A 16,715-nucleotide genomic window follows, 5' to 3' on the forward strand; every position below is an offset into this window, starting at 1 on the left:
CTCAGGCAGCCACGTAACGCCGCACGAGGTCAACAAGCGTGTCGCGGTGCTGCGTGCGCAGGCGTGCGTGAGAGGGATCGCGCCCGAAGGCCGCCGCCCACGTGTAGCGATTCGAAATGCGGTGGAAGCAGAACGAACTGATGATGAGGTGCAGGTCGACCGCGTCGATGCCCACACGGAACTCGCCGCTCGCCGTGCCGCGCGCGAGCAACGACTCCAGCGTGGTGATGATCGTGGCGTTGCGGTTCTTGAACGTTTTGAGCTGCTCGACGTACTTCGCCTGATGAATGTTCTCGATGGCCACAAGACGCACGAAGTCGCGATGCTTGTCGTGATAATCGAACGCGAACTCGACCAGTTTGCGCATGCCCTCGGCGGGCGGCATGGCGTCGACGTTCAGTACCTGTTCGAGCGCGCGAATGTCGCTGTACACCTTCTCGAGCACGGCTTGATACAGCTTTTCCTTGCTCTCGAAGTAGTAATAGATCATGCGCTTGGTCGTGTTCGTGCGCTCGGCGATCGCATCGACGCGCGCACCCGACAAACCCATCGTGGAAAACTCGTGCGTCGCGATATCCAGAATGTTCTGCTTGGTCTGTTCGGCGTCGTACTTGCGCCGGCCGTCGGCGGCAGGCGCCGCCGCGACAGACCCCTGACTTTCAGATTTCACCGCGCGCTTCATGGCTATTGGCTGGCAACGAAAACGAGAATGTTAGCACGCACCAATCTCACTGGAGAGCGGATGATGGCCTTCCTGCGGGAGGCCGAGGCTGGTTAGCCGATCAAGGACCTCTGCCGTCGACACGGTGTCTCGAAGGCCGGCAATTATCGGTCGCCAAGCAAGTGCGACGGCGTGCACGTGCCCGACGCCGCCCCCGAAGATGCGAAACTGTCGGTGGAAAGGCGATCGGCAGCAAGCCCGAGCGCCATGCAAGCCTGCACGCACGCCCGAACAAAACCTGGGGAGCCGCTGATGACGGCTCGGTGCGACGCCATGGATGAAAATGTCTGTTGAATCCACAACGGCGCGAGCATCGGCTCGGCGGTATAGCGGCTGACTTCTTCCGTCACGACAATCTGGTACCGGAAATGTTGATAACGACGCGTGAGCGTCTCCAATCGATCGAGTGCGAAGATCTCCTGCACTTCCCGAACAGAGAGCATCAGCAGCATTGCGTCGCTGACGCCACGCGCCAGCGCATCCTCGAAGATGGCGAGCACCGGGGCAAGCCCCGTTCCGCCAGCCAAGCCGACGACAGGCCCGTCCCCCTGCGGCAGTCGGCACGTGCCAAACGGTCCGCGCACCTGAATCCGATCTCCGACCTTCAGTTCGTCGTGAATGAAACCACTCGCTAGTCCAGACGGATGACGCGAGACGAACAGCTCCAGAATGCCAGTGTTCTCATCGGCAGCCGCCAGGCTGTACATACGGTTGGGGGCAACTCCCGGGATCGCAACCTCGACGTAGGCGCCAGCGGGATAGGTAAAACCGGCATCGACCGGCGCCGCCAAGACGACTCGCTTGACTTTAGGCGTCAGATTCACGGTGCTCAAGACTTCAGAGGAAAACACCGTTGGGGTCTGAGCGTCGACATCGTCGCCCACGGGGAGCTCGATCTTCAATGTTGGCGTCAATGCCCGAGCCTGACACAGCAAACAATAGCCCTGCGCTTTCTCGTCATCCGAGATAGCCAGCCCCAACGACCAGCCATGATCGACGGCCCCCTGCGCAACCTTGACCTTGCAGGTCCCACAGGATGCGCCTCGGCATTGATGCGGCAGCGCAATCCCCTGGGCCAGTGCACCATCGAGAATGATGTCCGCCTGATTGACCGAGAATTTCGCCCCGGTGTTAAGCACCGTAACTTCACAAGTTGTCATGACGTCAAACCTATAGTTGGTCCGGCACCGTTTCGCTGCCGGACCTCATTTCACGGCACATCGATGCGCGATCACCGCCAGTGCAGTTGCCGGACGATCGCTGCGAATGCGTGGTTTCGATTAGAAGATGGGGATGACCTTCTCCGGGTCGTAAACCACCTCCTTGCCACTGATGCCCACCTCCGGCAACGCGGGAAACTCGATGCCGTACGGATCCAGATTCGCCTTCATCCGCAAAACGGCGGTGCGCCAGTTCTCGACACGCTCGTCCAATGTGAGCACGCCGAACCCGGCGGATCGGGCCACGTCCTCCAAAGACCGCTGTGCCGGGATGAACGTCGGCGGAAGGTCCCAGAACTGTGCGGGCGGTTCGTGCAAGATGCCCGACAGGAAGACGAAGCCGGCGCGCAGTTGAATCGAGATCATCTCCTTGTCTTCCTCGCTCAAGTGCGGAAGTAGCTTCTGAAGCACCGTGAGGCAGATTCCAAGATGACGTCCCTCATCCTGTCCGATTCGGCGGAAAGCTTCCTTGAACACCGGAATTTCCGTCTTTTGGTACATCCCATGGAACAGCGTGGAAGATGCAACTTCCCCGAACAGGAACGATGTGAAGAGAATCGGTAACGGATACTTGTCCACGGCCTTGTTAAAGCCGGTCCAGTATCGTGAACCGTTGTAGTACAGCCACTGCACGTTATTTCTCGCGAGCTTTCCTAGTGCTGTTTCGGGCTCGTAGCCCAGCGGTCCGCCAGGTGTCAGCAGACGAATCGCGCGACCACAAACCTCCTCGTGATTCATCTCGTCTCTGACCACCGAGAAGAAGCATTTTCGAATGGGGTCTTCTTGCTTGCTTTCGTAGGTGTGAATCATGGCTCGCGCAAACACCGTCGGCCCGGACCCGTCGAAGACCGATAACAATGCGAACCAGTAGGCAATGGCATAGCGCTGGTCGAGCGTAAATGCATTGACGTCCAACGTATCCCAAGGCAAGGTGTGCGGCGACCATCCCGGATCCCGGGCCGTATCGTAGATGTCATATAGCTTCGGCGTCTCGACGTTCCATTCGAGCGGGAAGATATTCTTCGGATCGATCGCCGGAGCCGCTGTCGTCGAGAACAGCAATTCGTCCGGCGCCGGCATTTCATCAAGCAGGACCGGCGGCGGCGAAATCTGCTCGGCCAACTGATCGCAATTGGATTGGGTCATTAAGATTCTCCTGATAGTGGGAAAACTACGATTCACGTATTGGATAATTAAATTATCCATCTAGACGGGTAATTAATTAACCGTGTTTTACCTCGGTTAAGCAGCATGGGGCAGAGAGCGACAAGGCCTCCCATTCCGACGCACCTTTACTGCGGAGGACTTGCTCGACAATTTGATGACAGCGGCCATCGCTCTCACGGGTGTCGAATTGATGCCGAATCAGTTCCGGGCAGCCGATAAGTGTGCAAAATCGCGCCCAGAATTTGGGTTCAAGCGCCCCCAGTGCAAGCATCGTGTTGTCGGCGGCTTCGTAAATGCGATAGCACGGAAAATCTCCCGATAGAAAGGCGCTGAAACGATCGTCCGGAACTTGGCGCGCGACGTCCGCCAGGAGATTCAAGCCTTCAAGCACATCGGCGATGCAGATCTCGATATGCCTTCCGGTCCCCGACTTCGATCTTGCGTAGAGCGCAGCGAGTACTTCCGCTTCGGCGGCCAGCACGCCGCCCGCGATGTCGCCGACGGGAAAGGTCGGAAGCTTTCGCCACGGCGAAAGACCGAGCGCGTGCGCCAAACCACTGGCCGCAAGGAAATTGATGTCATGGCCCGGCAAGGCGGCGGCATCTGCGTTGCCACCCAACCCTACGATGGCGCAGTAGACGAGTTCCGCGTTGCGATCCCGCAGATTGCCTGAATCGATACCCAGCTTGCTGAGCGTCCCGGGCAGAAAGCTGTCGATCACGACGTCGGCTATCTCGCATTCGCTCAGCGCGCGACGGCGTTGAACCTCATCCGTCAGGTCGAGCGAAAGCACCTCGCTGCCTGCGTGAAGCCACGCATGCAATACCGGCGTGCCATCCGCGTCGACAAACATGCTTCGTGTGGGATCGCCCGCCGGCGGTTCGATATGCAGCACCTCCGCCCCTTTGTTCTTCAGGCGCATGGACAGCATCGGGCCCGGCAGATTGAGGCCGAAATTCACGACTTTCACGCCTTTGAGGGGAAACAGGTTCACTATGCCCCCCTCATGGCCGTAGGAACGGCGCCGGTCGCCAACAACAGCGCAATCCTATTCTCGTCGTATCCCATTCCCTCGAGAATTTGCCGCGCATGCTCAGCAAACATCGGCGGTGGCGTCCGATACCGTGCAGCGGTTTCCGAGAGTTTGACTGGCGATCCGGTTCCGACATAGTCACCGATCTCCACGACCATATCGCGATGCCGGGTATGTGGGTGTGCTGCGACTGCCGCCGTATCGACAACCGCGCCGCACGGAACTCCGGCCTGCATCAGCGTCTCGGCAAGAACAACACCCTCAACGTCCTCGATTCGCTGCTCGATGGCCGCCCGAAGCGCCTGGCTGTGCTCGAGTCGAAGCGCATTGGTCAGGAATCGCGGGTCATTCGCCAAGGCGGCGTCGCCAATGATGTCCGCGAACGTTGCAAACTGGCGGTCGTTCCCGATGGCCAGGAAGATCGGTACGGTCGCCGTTGAAAACATATCGTAGGGACAAATGTTTGGATGCGCGTTTCCGGAACGCGCTGCCGATTTTCCCGACAGGTGAAAGTTCGGCAAATGCGGATGCATCAGCGAAACACCCGAGTCATACAGCGTCGCTTCGACAAACTGCCCGCGCCCGGAAGATTCACGTGCGTGTACGGCAAGCAAAATGGCAATCACGGCATTCATGCCGGTGACGATGTCGATGACGGGAACGCCCATTCGAAGCGGCTGGGCGCCCTTTTCTCCGTTGACCGACATCAAGCCCGACATCGCCTGCACTACGGCGTCGTACCCCGGCATGGAGCCAAGCGGTCCTGTCGCACCAAATCCCGACACTCGGCAGTGAATCAACCGCGGAAAGCGCTTGGATAGCGTCTGCTCGAATCCGAGTCCCCATCGCTCCATCGTTCCCGGCTTGAAGTTCTCGACGAGCACGTCGGCATCCGCCAACATATCGAGCAAGACGTCTTTGGCCTGGGGTTGCGTCAGATCCAGCGCCATCCCCAGCTTGTTGCGATTAACGCCGATGAAATAGGAAGACGCGTCTTGCTTGAACGGCGGGCCCCAACCTCGGGTCTCGTCACCCTGCGGCGGCTCCACCTTGATCACCGTGGCACCGTGATCGGCCAATAGCTGCGTGCAGAACGGTCCGCCCAGCACGCGTGAGAGATCGATGACTTTCAGCCCGTGTAGAGACGTCATAGCGCCCCCTCCTTACCCACCGACGCCGGGCGTTCAACAACGCGCACGGCCTTTGACTCGTACCTGGGTAACGTGCCTTCCTCGTGACAGACCACCGTGCAGGATAAACCGAGACGCGCCTTGAGCTTCGTCCGAGCCTCCTTCTCCAGTGCTTCGCGCGTCGCGGCGGCGTTCGCCACGCGCTCAATGGCGACCTCAACTGTGTCAAGGCTGTCAGCGCGTTTGTCCACGTAGATTTGCCATGCCTCTTTGATCGTTCCATCGAGGCCCGTGATGACGTCTTCGATCTGCGACGGATACACCATCACGCCGCGCACTTTCAGCATGTCGTCGGATCGCCCGACGATACGGCCGATCAACGGGAATCCGCGCCTGCCGCAAGGACAATCGAAGGGATGCGCCGACAAACGGACCAGGTCGCGAGTGCGCCATCGAACGACAGGGGACGCTTCCTTGTCGAGCGTGGTGATGACAATCTCTCCGATCTGCCCCGGCGCTACGGGTTGCAGTGTGACCGGATCGAGGATCTCCGTCATGACCGAGTCGTCGTTGATGAGATGCATCTCATCCGATTCGTGAGAATGCTCACACGAGATGGAGAGAATTGGACCACCGGCCTCCGTCGAACCATAGATATTGTGGGCGACGAATCCCGGCGGCATCATGCCCTCGAGCTCCCTGCGAAATGACGTCGATACTGATTGACCGCCGAACAGACCACACCGCAGACGCCAGTCCTTCTTCGGATCGATGCCGGCCTTCTGCGCAAGCGAAATGAGCGTCATTAGCCACAGCGGTGACATGGTTGTCGCCGTGTACGCATGATCGCGAAGCCATTGAACGACCAAGTCGCCGCGTCCAGGCCCCACCGGGAAATTCACGGCGCCATACGCATGTAGCGCCTGATCCATGGATGTGCCGCCGATCCACAAGCCATATCCATAGCCCTGGTAGACGCGATCGCCGGGAGCAATGCCAACCGTTCTGAAGATTCGACTCAACTGCTTGACGATCGTATGCTCCCAATCGTGCCGGGTGAACCCAAAGAGCACGGGCAGCCCGGTGGTCCCGGACGTTGCACAGAACCGGGCGATTTGCTCCAGCGGCACGGTCAGGAACGGGTAGGGATAGTGCGAACGCAAGTCTGCTTTTTCCAGCGTGGGCAGCGCACTCAATGCCTGACGATCCGCCAGGTCATTCGGGGTAAGCCCCGCCCGCTTGAAATGATCCATCCAGGCGGGGAACGCAGACAGTCGTGTGCCAAGCGACGCCAGCTTTCTGTCTTGCGTGGCAAGCACGTCCTCGCGACACGCGAAGTCGCCTTGCAAGTGTTCCGATTCGACTGCCTCCATGACTGTCTCCTTGTCCATCTTGGATTGGACATTATTTATTTGGCTTGGCCGGCCATTGTGGGGAACGCTGCTACACAATCGCGCCATCGCCACTGGCTCGATCACAACGATTCGTGGGTCGACACCACGACAAGTACGCGAAGCATCCAGCCGCCTTATAACGACGCTTGCGTGCCAAAAATGGCTGTTGAATGACTCGACATGTAACCGCCAGGTGCGTGGGCTAGTGCGATCTCCGCGCCGCTCACCTGGCGTGCTCCGCAGTCCCCGCGCAGTTGCAGAACCGACTCGATGATTGTGTAGATCCCGAACATTCCGGGATGCCCGAATGACAATCCGCCGCCGTTGGTGTTCATGGGAAACGCGCCTCCCGGGTCGGTGCGCCCGTCCGCCAGGAACGCACCGCCTTCCCCTTTCGCACAAAAGCCGATGTCTTCGGCGAACAGGACCGGCATGATCGTGAATGCGTCGTAGAGTTGCGCGACATGGATGTCATCCGGTGTCAGCCGAGCTTGTGAAAACGCTCGTGAAGCCGAGATCGACGCGCCCGTCGACGTGAGATCCGTCATTTGCGCAATGCTGCGATGGGTAACCGCCTCGCCTGCGCCCAACAGATAGACGGGCGTGCGCCTGCATGACTTTGCCCGGGCCGCCGACGTCATGATCACCGCGCCGCCGCCATCGGTGACCAGACAGCAATCGCGAACGGTAAATGGCGTGGCGACAGGTCGTGAGGACAGCACATCCTCAACCGTGAGCGACGCTCTTTCGCTCGCCAGCGGATTCAGCGCAGCCCACTTGCGGGCGGAGACGGCCACGTTCGCCAGCTGCGTTCGCGTCGTTCCGAACTCGTACATGTGCCGCTGCGCCATCAAGGCATAGGCGGCAACCGGTCCGGGATACGCGTATGGCGTTTCGTACGGGTTGGGCTCCGAATGCGACACAAACTGCGCACCCGAGGAGCGCTGCGTGCTCCCGTAGACCACAAGCGCCACGTCGCACAGCCCTGCCGAAATGGCTGCCTGCGCGTGATTGAGATGTGCGATAAACGACCCCCCACCGACTTGAGTGGAGTCGGTGTAGCGGGGCTGAATGCCGAGATACTCGCAAATGCTCAACGTCGGCATGAACACCTGCAGGCCCGCAGCGAAAACACCGTCGATTTCGCCCATGGCAACGCCCGAGTCTTGCAGCGCTTCAGCGACTGCCAACGCCATTGCATCTATCGGCGAACATCCTGGCGGCAGTGCCGGGAACGCACTGACGCCGACGCCGACGATCGCGGTTGAGCCACGAAGATCCTGGTTCACGAAGGCACCTCGAATACGACACGAGGTCCGGTGTCGGTTGTCTCGAAGTGGGCCCGCACCCTGGTACCGATCGGGGTGTCGGACGGTGTGCCGACGAGCGTCGACATCAACCTGAATCCTTCATCAAGTTCGACGATCGCGATCGCGTAAGGCGGCCTCGATCTGGGATGGAAATGGGTAATCGAATAGACCGTCCCCAGCCCCGCGCTTTCACGCCACTCGAGCGCGTCGGGGCGCCCGCTGGGGCCGACCTCGCGCGGGAAGAATACCGGCAAGCTGACAATCCGGTCGAATTGATACATCAACTTCCCGTTTTGCAGGCCATTCAAATACACGCTTCTCGCGGATTGCGCCGGGACGGGCCACATGATCATCTCCCGATAAACACGGGGGGGCGCCGCGCGATGAACGCCGCGAGGCCCTCCTTGCCATCGACCCCGCGCATTGCCTCGGCCTGTTTGACGGCTTCACGTTCCGCAACTTCGGCATACGTCGCGCTAGCGTCGAGAATTTCTTTGCTGGCGGCAAACGCCTTGGTGGGACCGTTGGCAATTGACATCGCAAGTGCCGTGGCGACGTCATCGAGGTCCGCAGCACCTACGCTGCGGTTGACGAGTCCCATCGCGGCGGCCTCGCGCCCCGTCAGCATTCGTCCAGTGAATATCAGTTCAGCCGCTCGGTGTCGCCCAAGCCGTTCGCGGAGGTAGTAGTGTCCCCCCGAATCCATGACCAGTCCGATTTTGCGAAAAGGACTGCCAAGCATGGCGTTATCCGCCACGACAGTGATGTCGCAGGCCAATGCCAATCCGAAGCCGAACCCCAATGCCGGCCCAGCAACAGCCGCAATCGTGGGGACAGGGCAACGTCTCACCACTTCCAGCACCGGATTGATCTTGTGCGCAAGAATGTCGTAGGTATCGTCGCGCTCGGGATCGGTGCCCTTAAGGTCGCGTCCGGCGCAGAAGGCGCCGCCTTCTCCCGAAATGAGAATGCAACGCGCGCCGACTTCCACCGCCTGTTGCACCGCCGCGCCGACGGCTGCCATCTCGTCGATGGAAAGGCTGTTCTTTGCCTCAGGCTTGTTCAAGCTGACGCGTGCCAGCGCCGATTTGACGGTGAGTCGTACGGTGCCGGACGTATTCAATTTGCGCTCCCGCGACAGCTCATCAGAATCTGAATGTCGGTTTTGAGCAGGAGCTCGTTGTTCTGGTTGAAGACATTCCAGCCAAGTTTGAGAACGCCATCTTTTCCCGGCCGCTTGTCCGCCCGCCCGATGACTTCGCTCTCGAGCCTGATGGTGTCGCCGATGAATGTCGGCGCGACAAAGCGGAGGGCATCGGTGCCGTAGTTCGCCACGATGGCCGGCGCATCTGGCGGGACGCCGAGGCCGGCTGCGACGGCGTGCACCAGCAGCCCGGGAGCAATACGTTGACCAAAGCGCGTGCTTTGCGCGTAGTGCGCATTCGTGTGAAGCACGTACCAATCACCCGTGAGTGCGCACCACTGCACAATGTCCGTCTCGGTAATGGTTCGCCCTCTCGTGACGAACCGTTCACCCACCTCGATTTCGTCGAAGTACTTGTCCAGAAAGTTCATGTCTCCGCCTCCGTATTTGAAGGCAGTATATATATAATCCGTCTGGACGGTCAATTAATTGGCAAAAAAATTAGAGGAGTCCGTGGAGACACAGGTCCGACGCTTTTCGCGCCAATGTCGGCAGATCCAGCTTGCCCGTCGGCTCGTACCAGGTATAGGTCCAGTTGAGCATTCCGTAGATGAGCATTGCGTGAGCCGACACATCGAGGCGGGACGCAAACTTTGCCGCGTTCAGCTCTTCGAGCAGCGTTGAGAGTTGCCCAACCAGTCGGTGTTCGGCACGCCGCACCTCCTCGCGCACGGGCTCCGGCAGATACTCCGCATCGCCGAGGAGGACCTTGTGGCAATCACGCGACTCGAAGTAGTACTTCAGGTGTGCCAGTACGAACTCGCGCAGCTTGGTTTCCGGATTCAGCTTGGAAGTCGTGATGTCGCGCGCGATAGCCAACAGTCCATTCACGTGCTCGAGCAGCATCGCCTCGAGCATTGCTTCCTTCGACGGAAAGTAGTGATACATCCTCGACTTCGAAGCGTTGCAGGCGGCCCCGATATCGATGATGTTCGTATTTCTGAACCCCTTCTCTGCAAAAAGATGTGCCGCTGCCGCCAGGATTTGCGACTTGATGTCGTCGAAGTTCTCCGCCCGCGTACGTGCCATGACCTTGCTTTTTTTACGATAAATGATCCCGTCATTCTATCCGATCGTGCTTCAGCACTCGCTGACGGGCCACCTGCGAGCGCGGTGAGAACCGAGACGCACCAGCTACGCTGGCGTTGCACCGGATGCGCTGGCAATCGTGCCAATGAAGCGATAGCGACCGCCGCACGTGGTGATCGTCGCCCTAGCCAACAGGATGGCGCGAAAGACCTGCGCGGTGCCGGCCCAAGATCGACCGTACCCAAAGCGATACGTGAGCGTGAAGCTCGCACGAGTGGCGAACGTATGAGAGATTGGTTCTGTAGAGGCGGAGCGTCGAAGGCTGCATTGGGAATCGAGAGGGATGGCAACGAGCGTTACCTTTCGCCCGCCTATTCAGCCGACACGCTCACTGGCTGGCTCGACCATGCTGAAGATGCGGCGGGTCGGACCATCCGGCGAAGAGGCCAACTCCCGTGCCACTCGCCAGAATGTCTCCAGGAATGCCAGTGCCGCGCCCTGTAACGGCTCATAGCGACGCGTGATGAGGCAGGTCGTGCCCTCGTCGGTAATCGCGTCGAAATCGAGTGCGACGAATCGGTCCCGCATGTCGGGCGTCTCGATCAGCGGCCACGGCACGGCCGTAAGCATGTCGGTCGAGCGCACGATCGCCAGCGCGGCGTTGACCGACCTGGCGAAGTGGCAGCGCTGCATGGCACCGTCGCGCTGGTCTTCCAGGAGGGCCCGGATCGCATGCGCCGTGCGCTCAATCGACCGGCTGAGCAACCAGTCGTAGCCAGCCAGCTCGGAAATCGCACGCGCGTTCTCCGCCGGATGGCCTGGGCGGCAGACGACTGCGAATGAATACGTATAGATCGGCCGGACTTCCAGTGCGCGCTCCTGGCCGACGTCCGGGTTTGGTCCAAAGGCGAAATCCAGTTGGCCGTTGCGCATGGCCGGATAGTCCCCACCCAGATGCTCGGCGATGTCGATCTGCACGTCGGGCCGAAGTTGCCGAAACGCCCGCACGACCGCCGGAATCACCCCGTGCATCAACCAGGGGGTGACGGCCATGCGAATCGTGCCTCCCTGCTTGGCACTTGCCAGCACGGCATCCTCGCTCGCCCGACGCAACTGCCCCAGGATCAGCCGCGCGTGCGAGAGCAGGGCAGTCCCCGCTGGCGTGAGTGACACGCCGTCGGGGCGCCGCTCCATCAACACCACATCCATTGATTGCTCAAGTTCCCGCATTGCCTTGCTGATAGCCGTTGGCGAGCGCCCCAGCCGATTCGCAGCGGTACGCACACTGCCGTGATCCGCCACGGCCACGAGACATTCGAGTTGATGCAGTTTCATCGCTATCGACATGGTTCACGCGCAAGGAAGGCGGACATCGCGAGGCGATGACGCCAAGCCCGGCGCGACTTGGCTGTGACATTGAATCATCGACGGGCCTGGCATGGGTGTCAACCATTGGTTGACGCCGAAATTTGGCGTTGCCTACCCGCTGCAAATCGATCTGGCTACCATGCGTCGAACTTTACAAGTCGTACACAAACGATCCATAAGCACGGCCGCTTTCGACGGCCGACAAGGCATAGGCACAGGAGTCCAATGCGTCAAACCCCCAATCGATCCGACACACGTCGTGCGAATCGCTTCACCGCGCGCGTCACCCTGACCGGTCTCACCGCCGGTACGCTCCTGGCCATGGGCAGCGCCCCGGCGCGGGCGGGCGTGCAGCTTTACGGCGCGGTCGACAACTACGTTAGCTATGACTCGGGGGGCAAGGGCAGCTCGACACAAGTGGGGAGCGGGGCGGGCTCGACCTCGCGCTTTGGCCTGACCGGCACGGAGGATCTGGGCGGAGGGCTCGAATCGGGTTTCCGTCTGGAGTCTGGCTTCAACGCCAATAACGGTACGCTGCAGTCGACCAACACCATCTTCAATCGTGAAGCCAACGTGTGGCTGAAGTCGCGCCGGTTCGGCATGTTCAAGCTCGGTCGCCAGTTTCCGACAATCTTCCCGTTGTCGTCTCAGGTCGATCCGTTCGCCCTGACCAAGTTCTCGCTGATGGCCAACGTAGCGTATGCCTCGTCGGACCTGGGCGGCAACGCTACCGGTATCGACTCCCGCGTGGCCAACGCGGTGAGCTACACCACGCCCGACATGAACGGCTTCTCGGGTCAGCTCCTTTATGGCTTCAGCGCGGCCTCCGCCGGCGGCACGCCGGCGCACTACACCGGGTATCTCGCGCAGTACGAGAACCCGCGGATGTATGCGGGAATTTCGTACAACGTGGTGCGCAACGACCTGTCTCAGGCCACCGACCACTATGGCGCGGGCGTGTCGTACAAAATTGGCAACGCCACGCTGTCGCTGGCCTACAACCGCATCGTGCCGAACGTTGCGTCGGGTCGCATTGCCACAACCTACCTGATTGGCGCAACGTTGCCGGTCGGCCCGCACGTGTTCAAGCTGTCCGTGCTCGAGCGCCTGGTGGCCGGAGGCGGTACTCATGCCTTCGGCGCGCTCGGCGGCTATGACTATCAGTTGTCCAGGCGTACGGCCCTGTACACCCGCGTTGCCTGGATCGCCAACGGTGGCGCGTCGTCACTCACGCTCGACAGCGCACCGACCAGCGCCGGGCGCGACGTTTTCGTCACAGCCCTTGGCGTGACACACCGTTTCTGATGCATCGCCTTCTTGTCATGACTGGAGACCCCATGCCACACGACACCACTGAGCACGCCTTTCCGGCGGCGGTCGACGCCGACATTCCGGCTGACATTCTTGAGCACGACGCCAGCATGCGGGCCCTGCGCCACCAAATTCATGCCCACCCCGAACTGGCCTACGAGGAGTTCCAGACCAGCGACCTGGTGGCGGACAAGCTGACAGAGTGGGGCTACACAGTTACGCGCGGTATCGGCGGGACGGGGCTGGTCGGTACGCTCAAGGTAGGCGACAGCGCACGTACCTTGGGTCTACGTGCCGATATGGACGCGCTACCGATCCAGGAAGCGACCGGCAAGTCATACGCCAGCCGACATTCGGGAAAGATGCATGCATGCGGCCACGACGGCCACACCGCGACGCTGCTCGCTGCGGCCCGTCATCTGGCCAGGACGCGTAATTTTGATGGCACGCTGCATTTGATTTTCCAACCCGCCGAAGAGGGCCTTGCCGGTGCGCGAAAGATGATCGAGGACGGCCTGTTCGAGCGCTTCCCATGCGACGGGCTGTTCGCCTATCACAACATGCCGGGCTTCCCGGTCGGCAAGATAGGCTTCCGTGCCGGCCCGGCGATGGCGTCGTCGGATACGGTGATCATTACCGTGCACGGCCGCGGCGGACACGGCTCGATGCCGCACATGAGTGTCGATCCCGTGCTGGTGTCATCGCACATCGTCGTGGCGCTGCAGTCGATCGTCTCGCGCAACGTCGACCCGCGCCGTATGGCCGTGGTGACGGTCGGTGCGATCCACGGCGGCGACGCGCCCAACGTGATCCCGGACAGCGTTGAACTGCGCCTGTCAGTGCGCGCACATCTGCCGAAAGTGCGCGAGCAGTTGCGTGATCGCATCGTTGAACTGGTCAATGCACAGGCCAGCGTGTTCGGCGCGCATGTCGACGTCGATTATCGCTGGCGTTACCCGGCACTCGTCAACGACGTCGAAATGACCGAATTCGCGCGTCAGGTGGCGTTGGAATGGCTGGGCCCGCAGGGCCTGATGGACGATTTCGAGCCGCTCACGGGCAGCGAGGACTTCTCGTTCATGCTGGAGGCGTGCGCGGGCAGCTACCTGATTATCGGTAACGGCGAAGGGGAGGGCGGCTGCATGGTGCACAACCCGCATTACGATTTCAATGATGCGCTGCTGCCGATCGGAGCAACGTACTGGACGCGTTTGGTCGAGCGATTCCTGCGCATGGAGAACAAAGCATGACGACCCGCATCGACACCACTGCAGCGCAGGCTGCACCAGGCGCCGAGAGCGCCCCTGCAGCATCGCTCACGAAGAAGATCGCGGCGATCACGATCGGGAACGGTCTGGAATTCTTCGATTTCGCGATCTACACGTATTTCGCGACCGTGCTGGGCAAGCTGTTCTTTCCCGCTGCGTCGCCGCTTACGCAGTTGCTGCTGTCACTGGCGACGTTCGGCGTGGGCTTTGTGGTGCGGCCACTGGGCGGCATTGTGATCGGCGGTTATGCCGACCGACGAGGCCGCAAGGCAGCCATGACGCTCACGCTGTGGCTGATGGCCGCGGGCTCGGCAGTATTCGTGGTGGCGCCAACATACGCCCAAATCGGTATGGCCGCCCCCGTGTTGCTGGTCCTCGGCCGTTTGGTTCAGGGCTTCGCGGTGGGCGGCGAGGTGGGCGCGTCTACGTCGATGCTGCTCGAATACGCCAGCGCCAACAATCGTGGTCTGTTCGCGAGCTGGCAATTGTTTAGCCAGGCGTTCTCGACGCTGCTCGGCTCGCTCGTGGGGCTGGCCCTGACCGCATCGCTGTCGCAGGAGCAACTGCTGGCGTGGGGCTGGCGCGTGCCGTTTTTGATTGGCATGGCGTTGATTCCACTGGGGACCTACATTCGCAAGCATCTGGACGAGACGCACGAAGCCGAGCCAGCCAAGCGAGGGGCGCGCAGCCCGATTGCCGAAGTGATGGGCGCACACCGTCGTGCCCTGGTGCTCGGCATACTCATGACGGCAGGCGCGACTTCGTCGAACTACATCTCGCTGCACTACCTCACCAATTACGGCGTGGGCGTGCTTAAGCTGTCGTTATCGAGTGGCTTGTGGGCATCGTTCGTGGCGGGTGGCCTGCAAATGGGACTGGCGGCAGTCGCCGGCATCGCAAGCGATCGCTGGGGGCGAAAGCGCGTGGTGACAATTGCCCGTGTGATCCTGCTCGCATCGATCGTTCCCGCGTTCGCGTGGCTGACAGCGGCACCCGATACCGGTCGCTTGCTGGTGGTGGCCGCAGTGCTGACGATTCCGACGGTATTCATTTCGGTGACGACTGTCACGATGATCACTGAGGTGTTCCCGCGTCATATCCGTGCCACAGGCTTGGCAATGGTCTATGGTTTGGGCGTCTCGGTGTTCGGGGGCTTCGCGCAATTCATTGCGACGTGGCTGATCGGCGTGACCGGCTCAAAGCTCGCACCGGCCGGCTACGTCATTGCGATTGGATTGGTTTCGTTTGTGGCGGTGCTCAAGAGCGAGGAAATGGTGGGCAAGACGTTGGATTGAGGTGAGCCTGCCCCGGCGCCGCGCCGGGTCATTCGACCGGTGGGTGAAGCGCCCCATCGATTTACGATGAATCGATGGGGCGCGGGACACGCGTCTACAGCGCTTCCCCCATCAAAATGCGCGTCGGAAAATCTCCTCGATCTCGGCCTGCTCGGCACGCCGCGGGTTGGTGAGCCCACAGGCATCGTGCATCGCATTCGCCGCGAGCGTCGGAACGTCTTGTGTCTTCGCCCCAAGCTCCGAGAGCCCCGAGGGAATCCCGATATCCTTCGATAAACGCCGAATTGCCGCAATCGCGACCTTTGCGCCCTCCTCGTCGCTCAGGCCGTCAACCGATTCGTCCATTGCCTGGGCAATATCCTTCAACCGGCCGGCGCTCACGCTCGCGTTGAACTCTTCCACGTGAGGCAGCAGAATCGCATTGCAAACGCCGTGCGGCAAGTCATAGAATCCGCCGAGCTGGTGCGCCATCGCGTGCACATAGCCAAGCGACGCATTGTTGAACGCCATCCCCGCCAGAAACTGCGCATAGGCCATATTCTCGCGCGCGGTCATGTCATCCCCGTGAGACACGGCACGGCGCAGGTTTCGCGATATCAGCGTGACGGCCTTGAGCGCGCAAGCATCCGTAATGGGTGTCGCCGCCGTCGACACGTACGCTTCGGTTGCGTGCGTCAGCGCGTCCATTCCGGTCGCTGCGGTCAACCCCTTCGGCATCGCCGCCATCAGTGTCGGATCGTTGACCGACAACAACGGCGTAACGTTACGGTCGACGATGGCCATCTTCACGTGACGCTTCTCGTCGGTGATGATGCAGAACCGCGTCATTTCGCTTGCGGTTCCCGCCGTCGTATTGATCGCCACGAGCGGCATCTGAGGCTTCTTCGAGCGATCCACGCCTTCATAGTCCGCGATCTTCCCGCCATTGGCCGCGCACAGCGCGATTCCCTTCGCGCAGTCGTGCGGCGAACCGCCGCCCAGCGAAATCACGAAGTCACATTGATGCTGCTCGAGCATTGCCAGCCCCGCTTCCACGTTTCCTGCCGTGGGGTTCGGCTTGACCCCGTCGAATACCGTCGACTGGATGTCCTGCTTCATCAGCAGCTTCGCCACCTTTTCCGCGACACCCGCCTTGGCGAGTCCGGCGTCGGTCACGATCAGTGCACGCCGGAAGTGGTACTGACGCAGCGCGGACATCGCCTCGTCGAGGCTACCAATGCCCATCACGTTGACTGCGGGGATAAAGAAAGTCGTGCTCATGGTCA

Annotated in this window: 16 protein-coding genes and 1 pseudogene; 4 read left to right on the forward strand and 13 right to left on the reverse strand. The window is 60.9% G+C overall.

Annotation, left to right across the window (positions count from 1 at the left end):
• Nucleotide 1: 1 nt before the first annotated feature.
• Complete coding sequence (locus tag PTE31013_RS15675; RefSeq protein ID WP_150613699.1) at nt 2–682, reverse strand: TetR/AcrR family transcriptional regulator; 681 nt, start codon at nt 680–682, stop codon at nt 2–4.
• Between the two features lie 27 nt (nt 683–709).
• Here PTE31013_RS15675 and PTE31013_RS25165 point away from each other — a divergent pair.
• A pseudogene (locus PTE31013_RS25165) lies at nt 710–871 on the forward strand (IS3 family transposase); the annotation flags it as partial.
• Here the strand turns inward: PTE31013_RS25165 and PTE31013_RS15680 are convergent.
• The 11 genes from PTE31013_RS15680 to PTE31013_RS15730 form a co-directional block, all read right to left on the reverse strand.
• The gene (locus PTE31013_RS15680) at nt 826–1,881 is read right to left on the reverse strand and encodes a 2Fe-2S iron-sulfur cluster-binding protein (RefSeq protein ID WP_150613700.1); all 1,056 of its coding nucleotides are present in this window, start codon (nt 1,879–1,881) and stop codon (nt 826–828) included. The pseudogene PTE31013_RS25165 and the gene PTE31013_RS15680 overlap by 46 nt on opposite strands.
• A gap of 120 nt (nt 1,882–2,001) precedes the next feature.
• Nucleotides 2,002–3,063, reverse strand: a complete 1,062-nt coding sequence (locus PTE31013_RS15685; RefSeq protein WP_246174614.1) for a hypothetical protein — start codon at nt 3,061–3,063, stop codon at nt 2,002–2,004.
• Nucleotides 3,064–3,163: 100 nt separating this feature from the next.
• A complete protein-coding gene (locus tag PTE31013_RS15690) occupies nt 3,164–4,102 on the reverse strand; it encodes a CoA transferase (protein ID WP_174978586.1) in 939 nt (312 codons plus the stop codon).
• Nucleotides 4,102–5,292, reverse strand: coding sequence for a CaiB/BaiF CoA transferase family protein (locus tag PTE31013_RS15695; RefSeq protein WP_150613703.1), 1,191 nt, complete (start codon nt 5,290–5,292; stop codon nt 4,102–4,104). Before PTE31013_RS15695 ends, PTE31013_RS15690 begins: the two co-directional genes overlap by 1 nt.
• Complete coding sequence (locus PTE31013_RS15700) at nt 5,289–6,644, reverse strand: phenylacetate--CoA ligase family protein (RefSeq protein ID WP_150613704.1); 1,356 nt, start codon at nt 6,642–6,644, stop codon at nt 5,289–5,291. The genes PTE31013_RS15695 and PTE31013_RS15700 overlap by 4 nt, the downstream gene beginning before the upstream one ends.
• A 155-nt stretch (nt 6,645–6,799) precedes the next feature.
• Nucleotides 6,800–7,954 carry an acetyl-CoA acetyltransferase gene (locus PTE31013_RS15705; RefSeq protein WP_150613705.1) on the reverse strand — a complete coding sequence of 385 codons (1,155 nt, stop codon included), beginning with the start codon at nt 7,952–7,954 and terminating at the stop codon, nt 6,800–6,802.
• Nucleotides 7,951–8,322, reverse strand: a complete 372-nt coding sequence (locus PTE31013_RS15710; protein ID WP_150613706.1) for a Zn-ribbon domain-containing OB-fold protein — start codon at nt 8,320–8,322, stop codon at nt 7,951–7,953. Before PTE31013_RS15710 ends, PTE31013_RS15705 begins: the two co-directional genes overlap by 4 nt.
• Before the next feature lie 2 nt (nt 8,323–8,324).
• Nucleotides 8,325–9,098 carry an enoyl-CoA hydratase/isomerase family protein gene (locus PTE31013_RS15715; RefSeq protein WP_246174617.1) on the reverse strand — a complete coding sequence of 258 codons (774 nt, stop codon included), beginning with the start codon at nt 9,096–9,098 and terminating at the stop codon, nt 8,325–8,327.
• A complete protein-coding gene (locus PTE31013_RS15720) occupies nt 9,095–9,550 on the reverse strand; it encodes a MaoC/PaaZ C-terminal domain-containing protein (protein ID WP_150613707.1) in 456 nt (151 codons plus the stop codon). Before PTE31013_RS15720 ends, PTE31013_RS15715 begins: the two co-directional genes overlap by 4 nt.
• A 70-nt stretch (nt 9,551–9,620) precedes the next feature.
• Nucleotides 9,621–10,208 carry a TetR/AcrR family transcriptional regulator gene (locus tag PTE31013_RS15725; protein WP_150613708.1) on the reverse strand — a complete coding sequence of 196 codons (588 nt, stop codon included), beginning with the start codon at nt 10,206–10,208 and terminating at the stop codon, nt 9,621–9,623.
• Between the two features lie 375 nt (nt 10,209–10,583).
• On the reverse strand, nt 10,584–11,543 hold the full coding sequence (locus PTE31013_RS15730; protein WP_174978587.1) for a LysR family transcriptional regulator: 960 nt from the start codon (nt 11,541–11,543) through the stop codon (nt 10,584–10,586).
• Nucleotides 11,544–11,801: 258 nt separating this feature from the next.
• Between PTE31013_RS15730 and PTE31013_RS15735 the strand changes: the two genes are divergently transcribed.
• Genes PTE31013_RS15735 through PTE31013_RS15745 form a run of 3 tightly spaced genes read left to right on the forward strand, consistent with a single transcriptional unit; the run spans nt 11,802 to nt 15,450 of the window.
• Nucleotides 11,802–12,881 (forward strand): porin, encoded by a 1,080-nt coding sequence (locus tag PTE31013_RS15735; protein ID WP_150613710.1) that lies wholly within the window; start codon nt 11,802–11,804, stop codon nt 12,879–12,881.
• Nucleotides 12,882–12,913: 32 nt separating this feature from the next.
• The gene (locus PTE31013_RS15740; protein WP_150613711.1) at nt 12,914–14,137 is read left to right on the forward strand and encodes a M20 aminoacylase family protein; all 1,224 of its coding nucleotides are present in this window, start codon (nt 12,914–12,916) and stop codon (nt 14,135–14,137) included.
• Nucleotides 14,134–15,450 (forward strand): MFS transporter, encoded by a 1,317-nt coding sequence (locus tag PTE31013_RS15745; protein WP_150613712.1) that lies wholly within the window; start codon nt 14,134–14,136, stop codon nt 15,448–15,450. The genes PTE31013_RS15740 and PTE31013_RS15745 overlap by 4 nt, the downstream gene beginning before the upstream one ends.
• Before the next feature lie 111 nt (nt 15,451–15,561).
• On the opposite strand, the gene yiaY is transcribed toward PTE31013_RS15745, so the two are convergent.
• The gene (yiaY, locus tag PTE31013_RS15750; protein ID WP_150613713.1) at nt 15,562–16,710 is read right to left on the reverse strand and encodes an L-threonine dehydrogenase; all 1,149 of its coding nucleotides are present in this window, start codon (nt 16,708–16,710) and stop codon (nt 15,562–15,564) included.
• Nucleotides 16,711–16,715 lie beyond the last annotated feature (5 nt).

Origin of the sequence: Pandoraea terrigena (assembly GCF_902459705.1) — a bacterium.
Lineage (GTDB): Bacteria > Pseudomonadota > Gammaproteobacteria > Burkholderiales > Burkholderiaceae > Pandoraea > Pandoraea terrigena.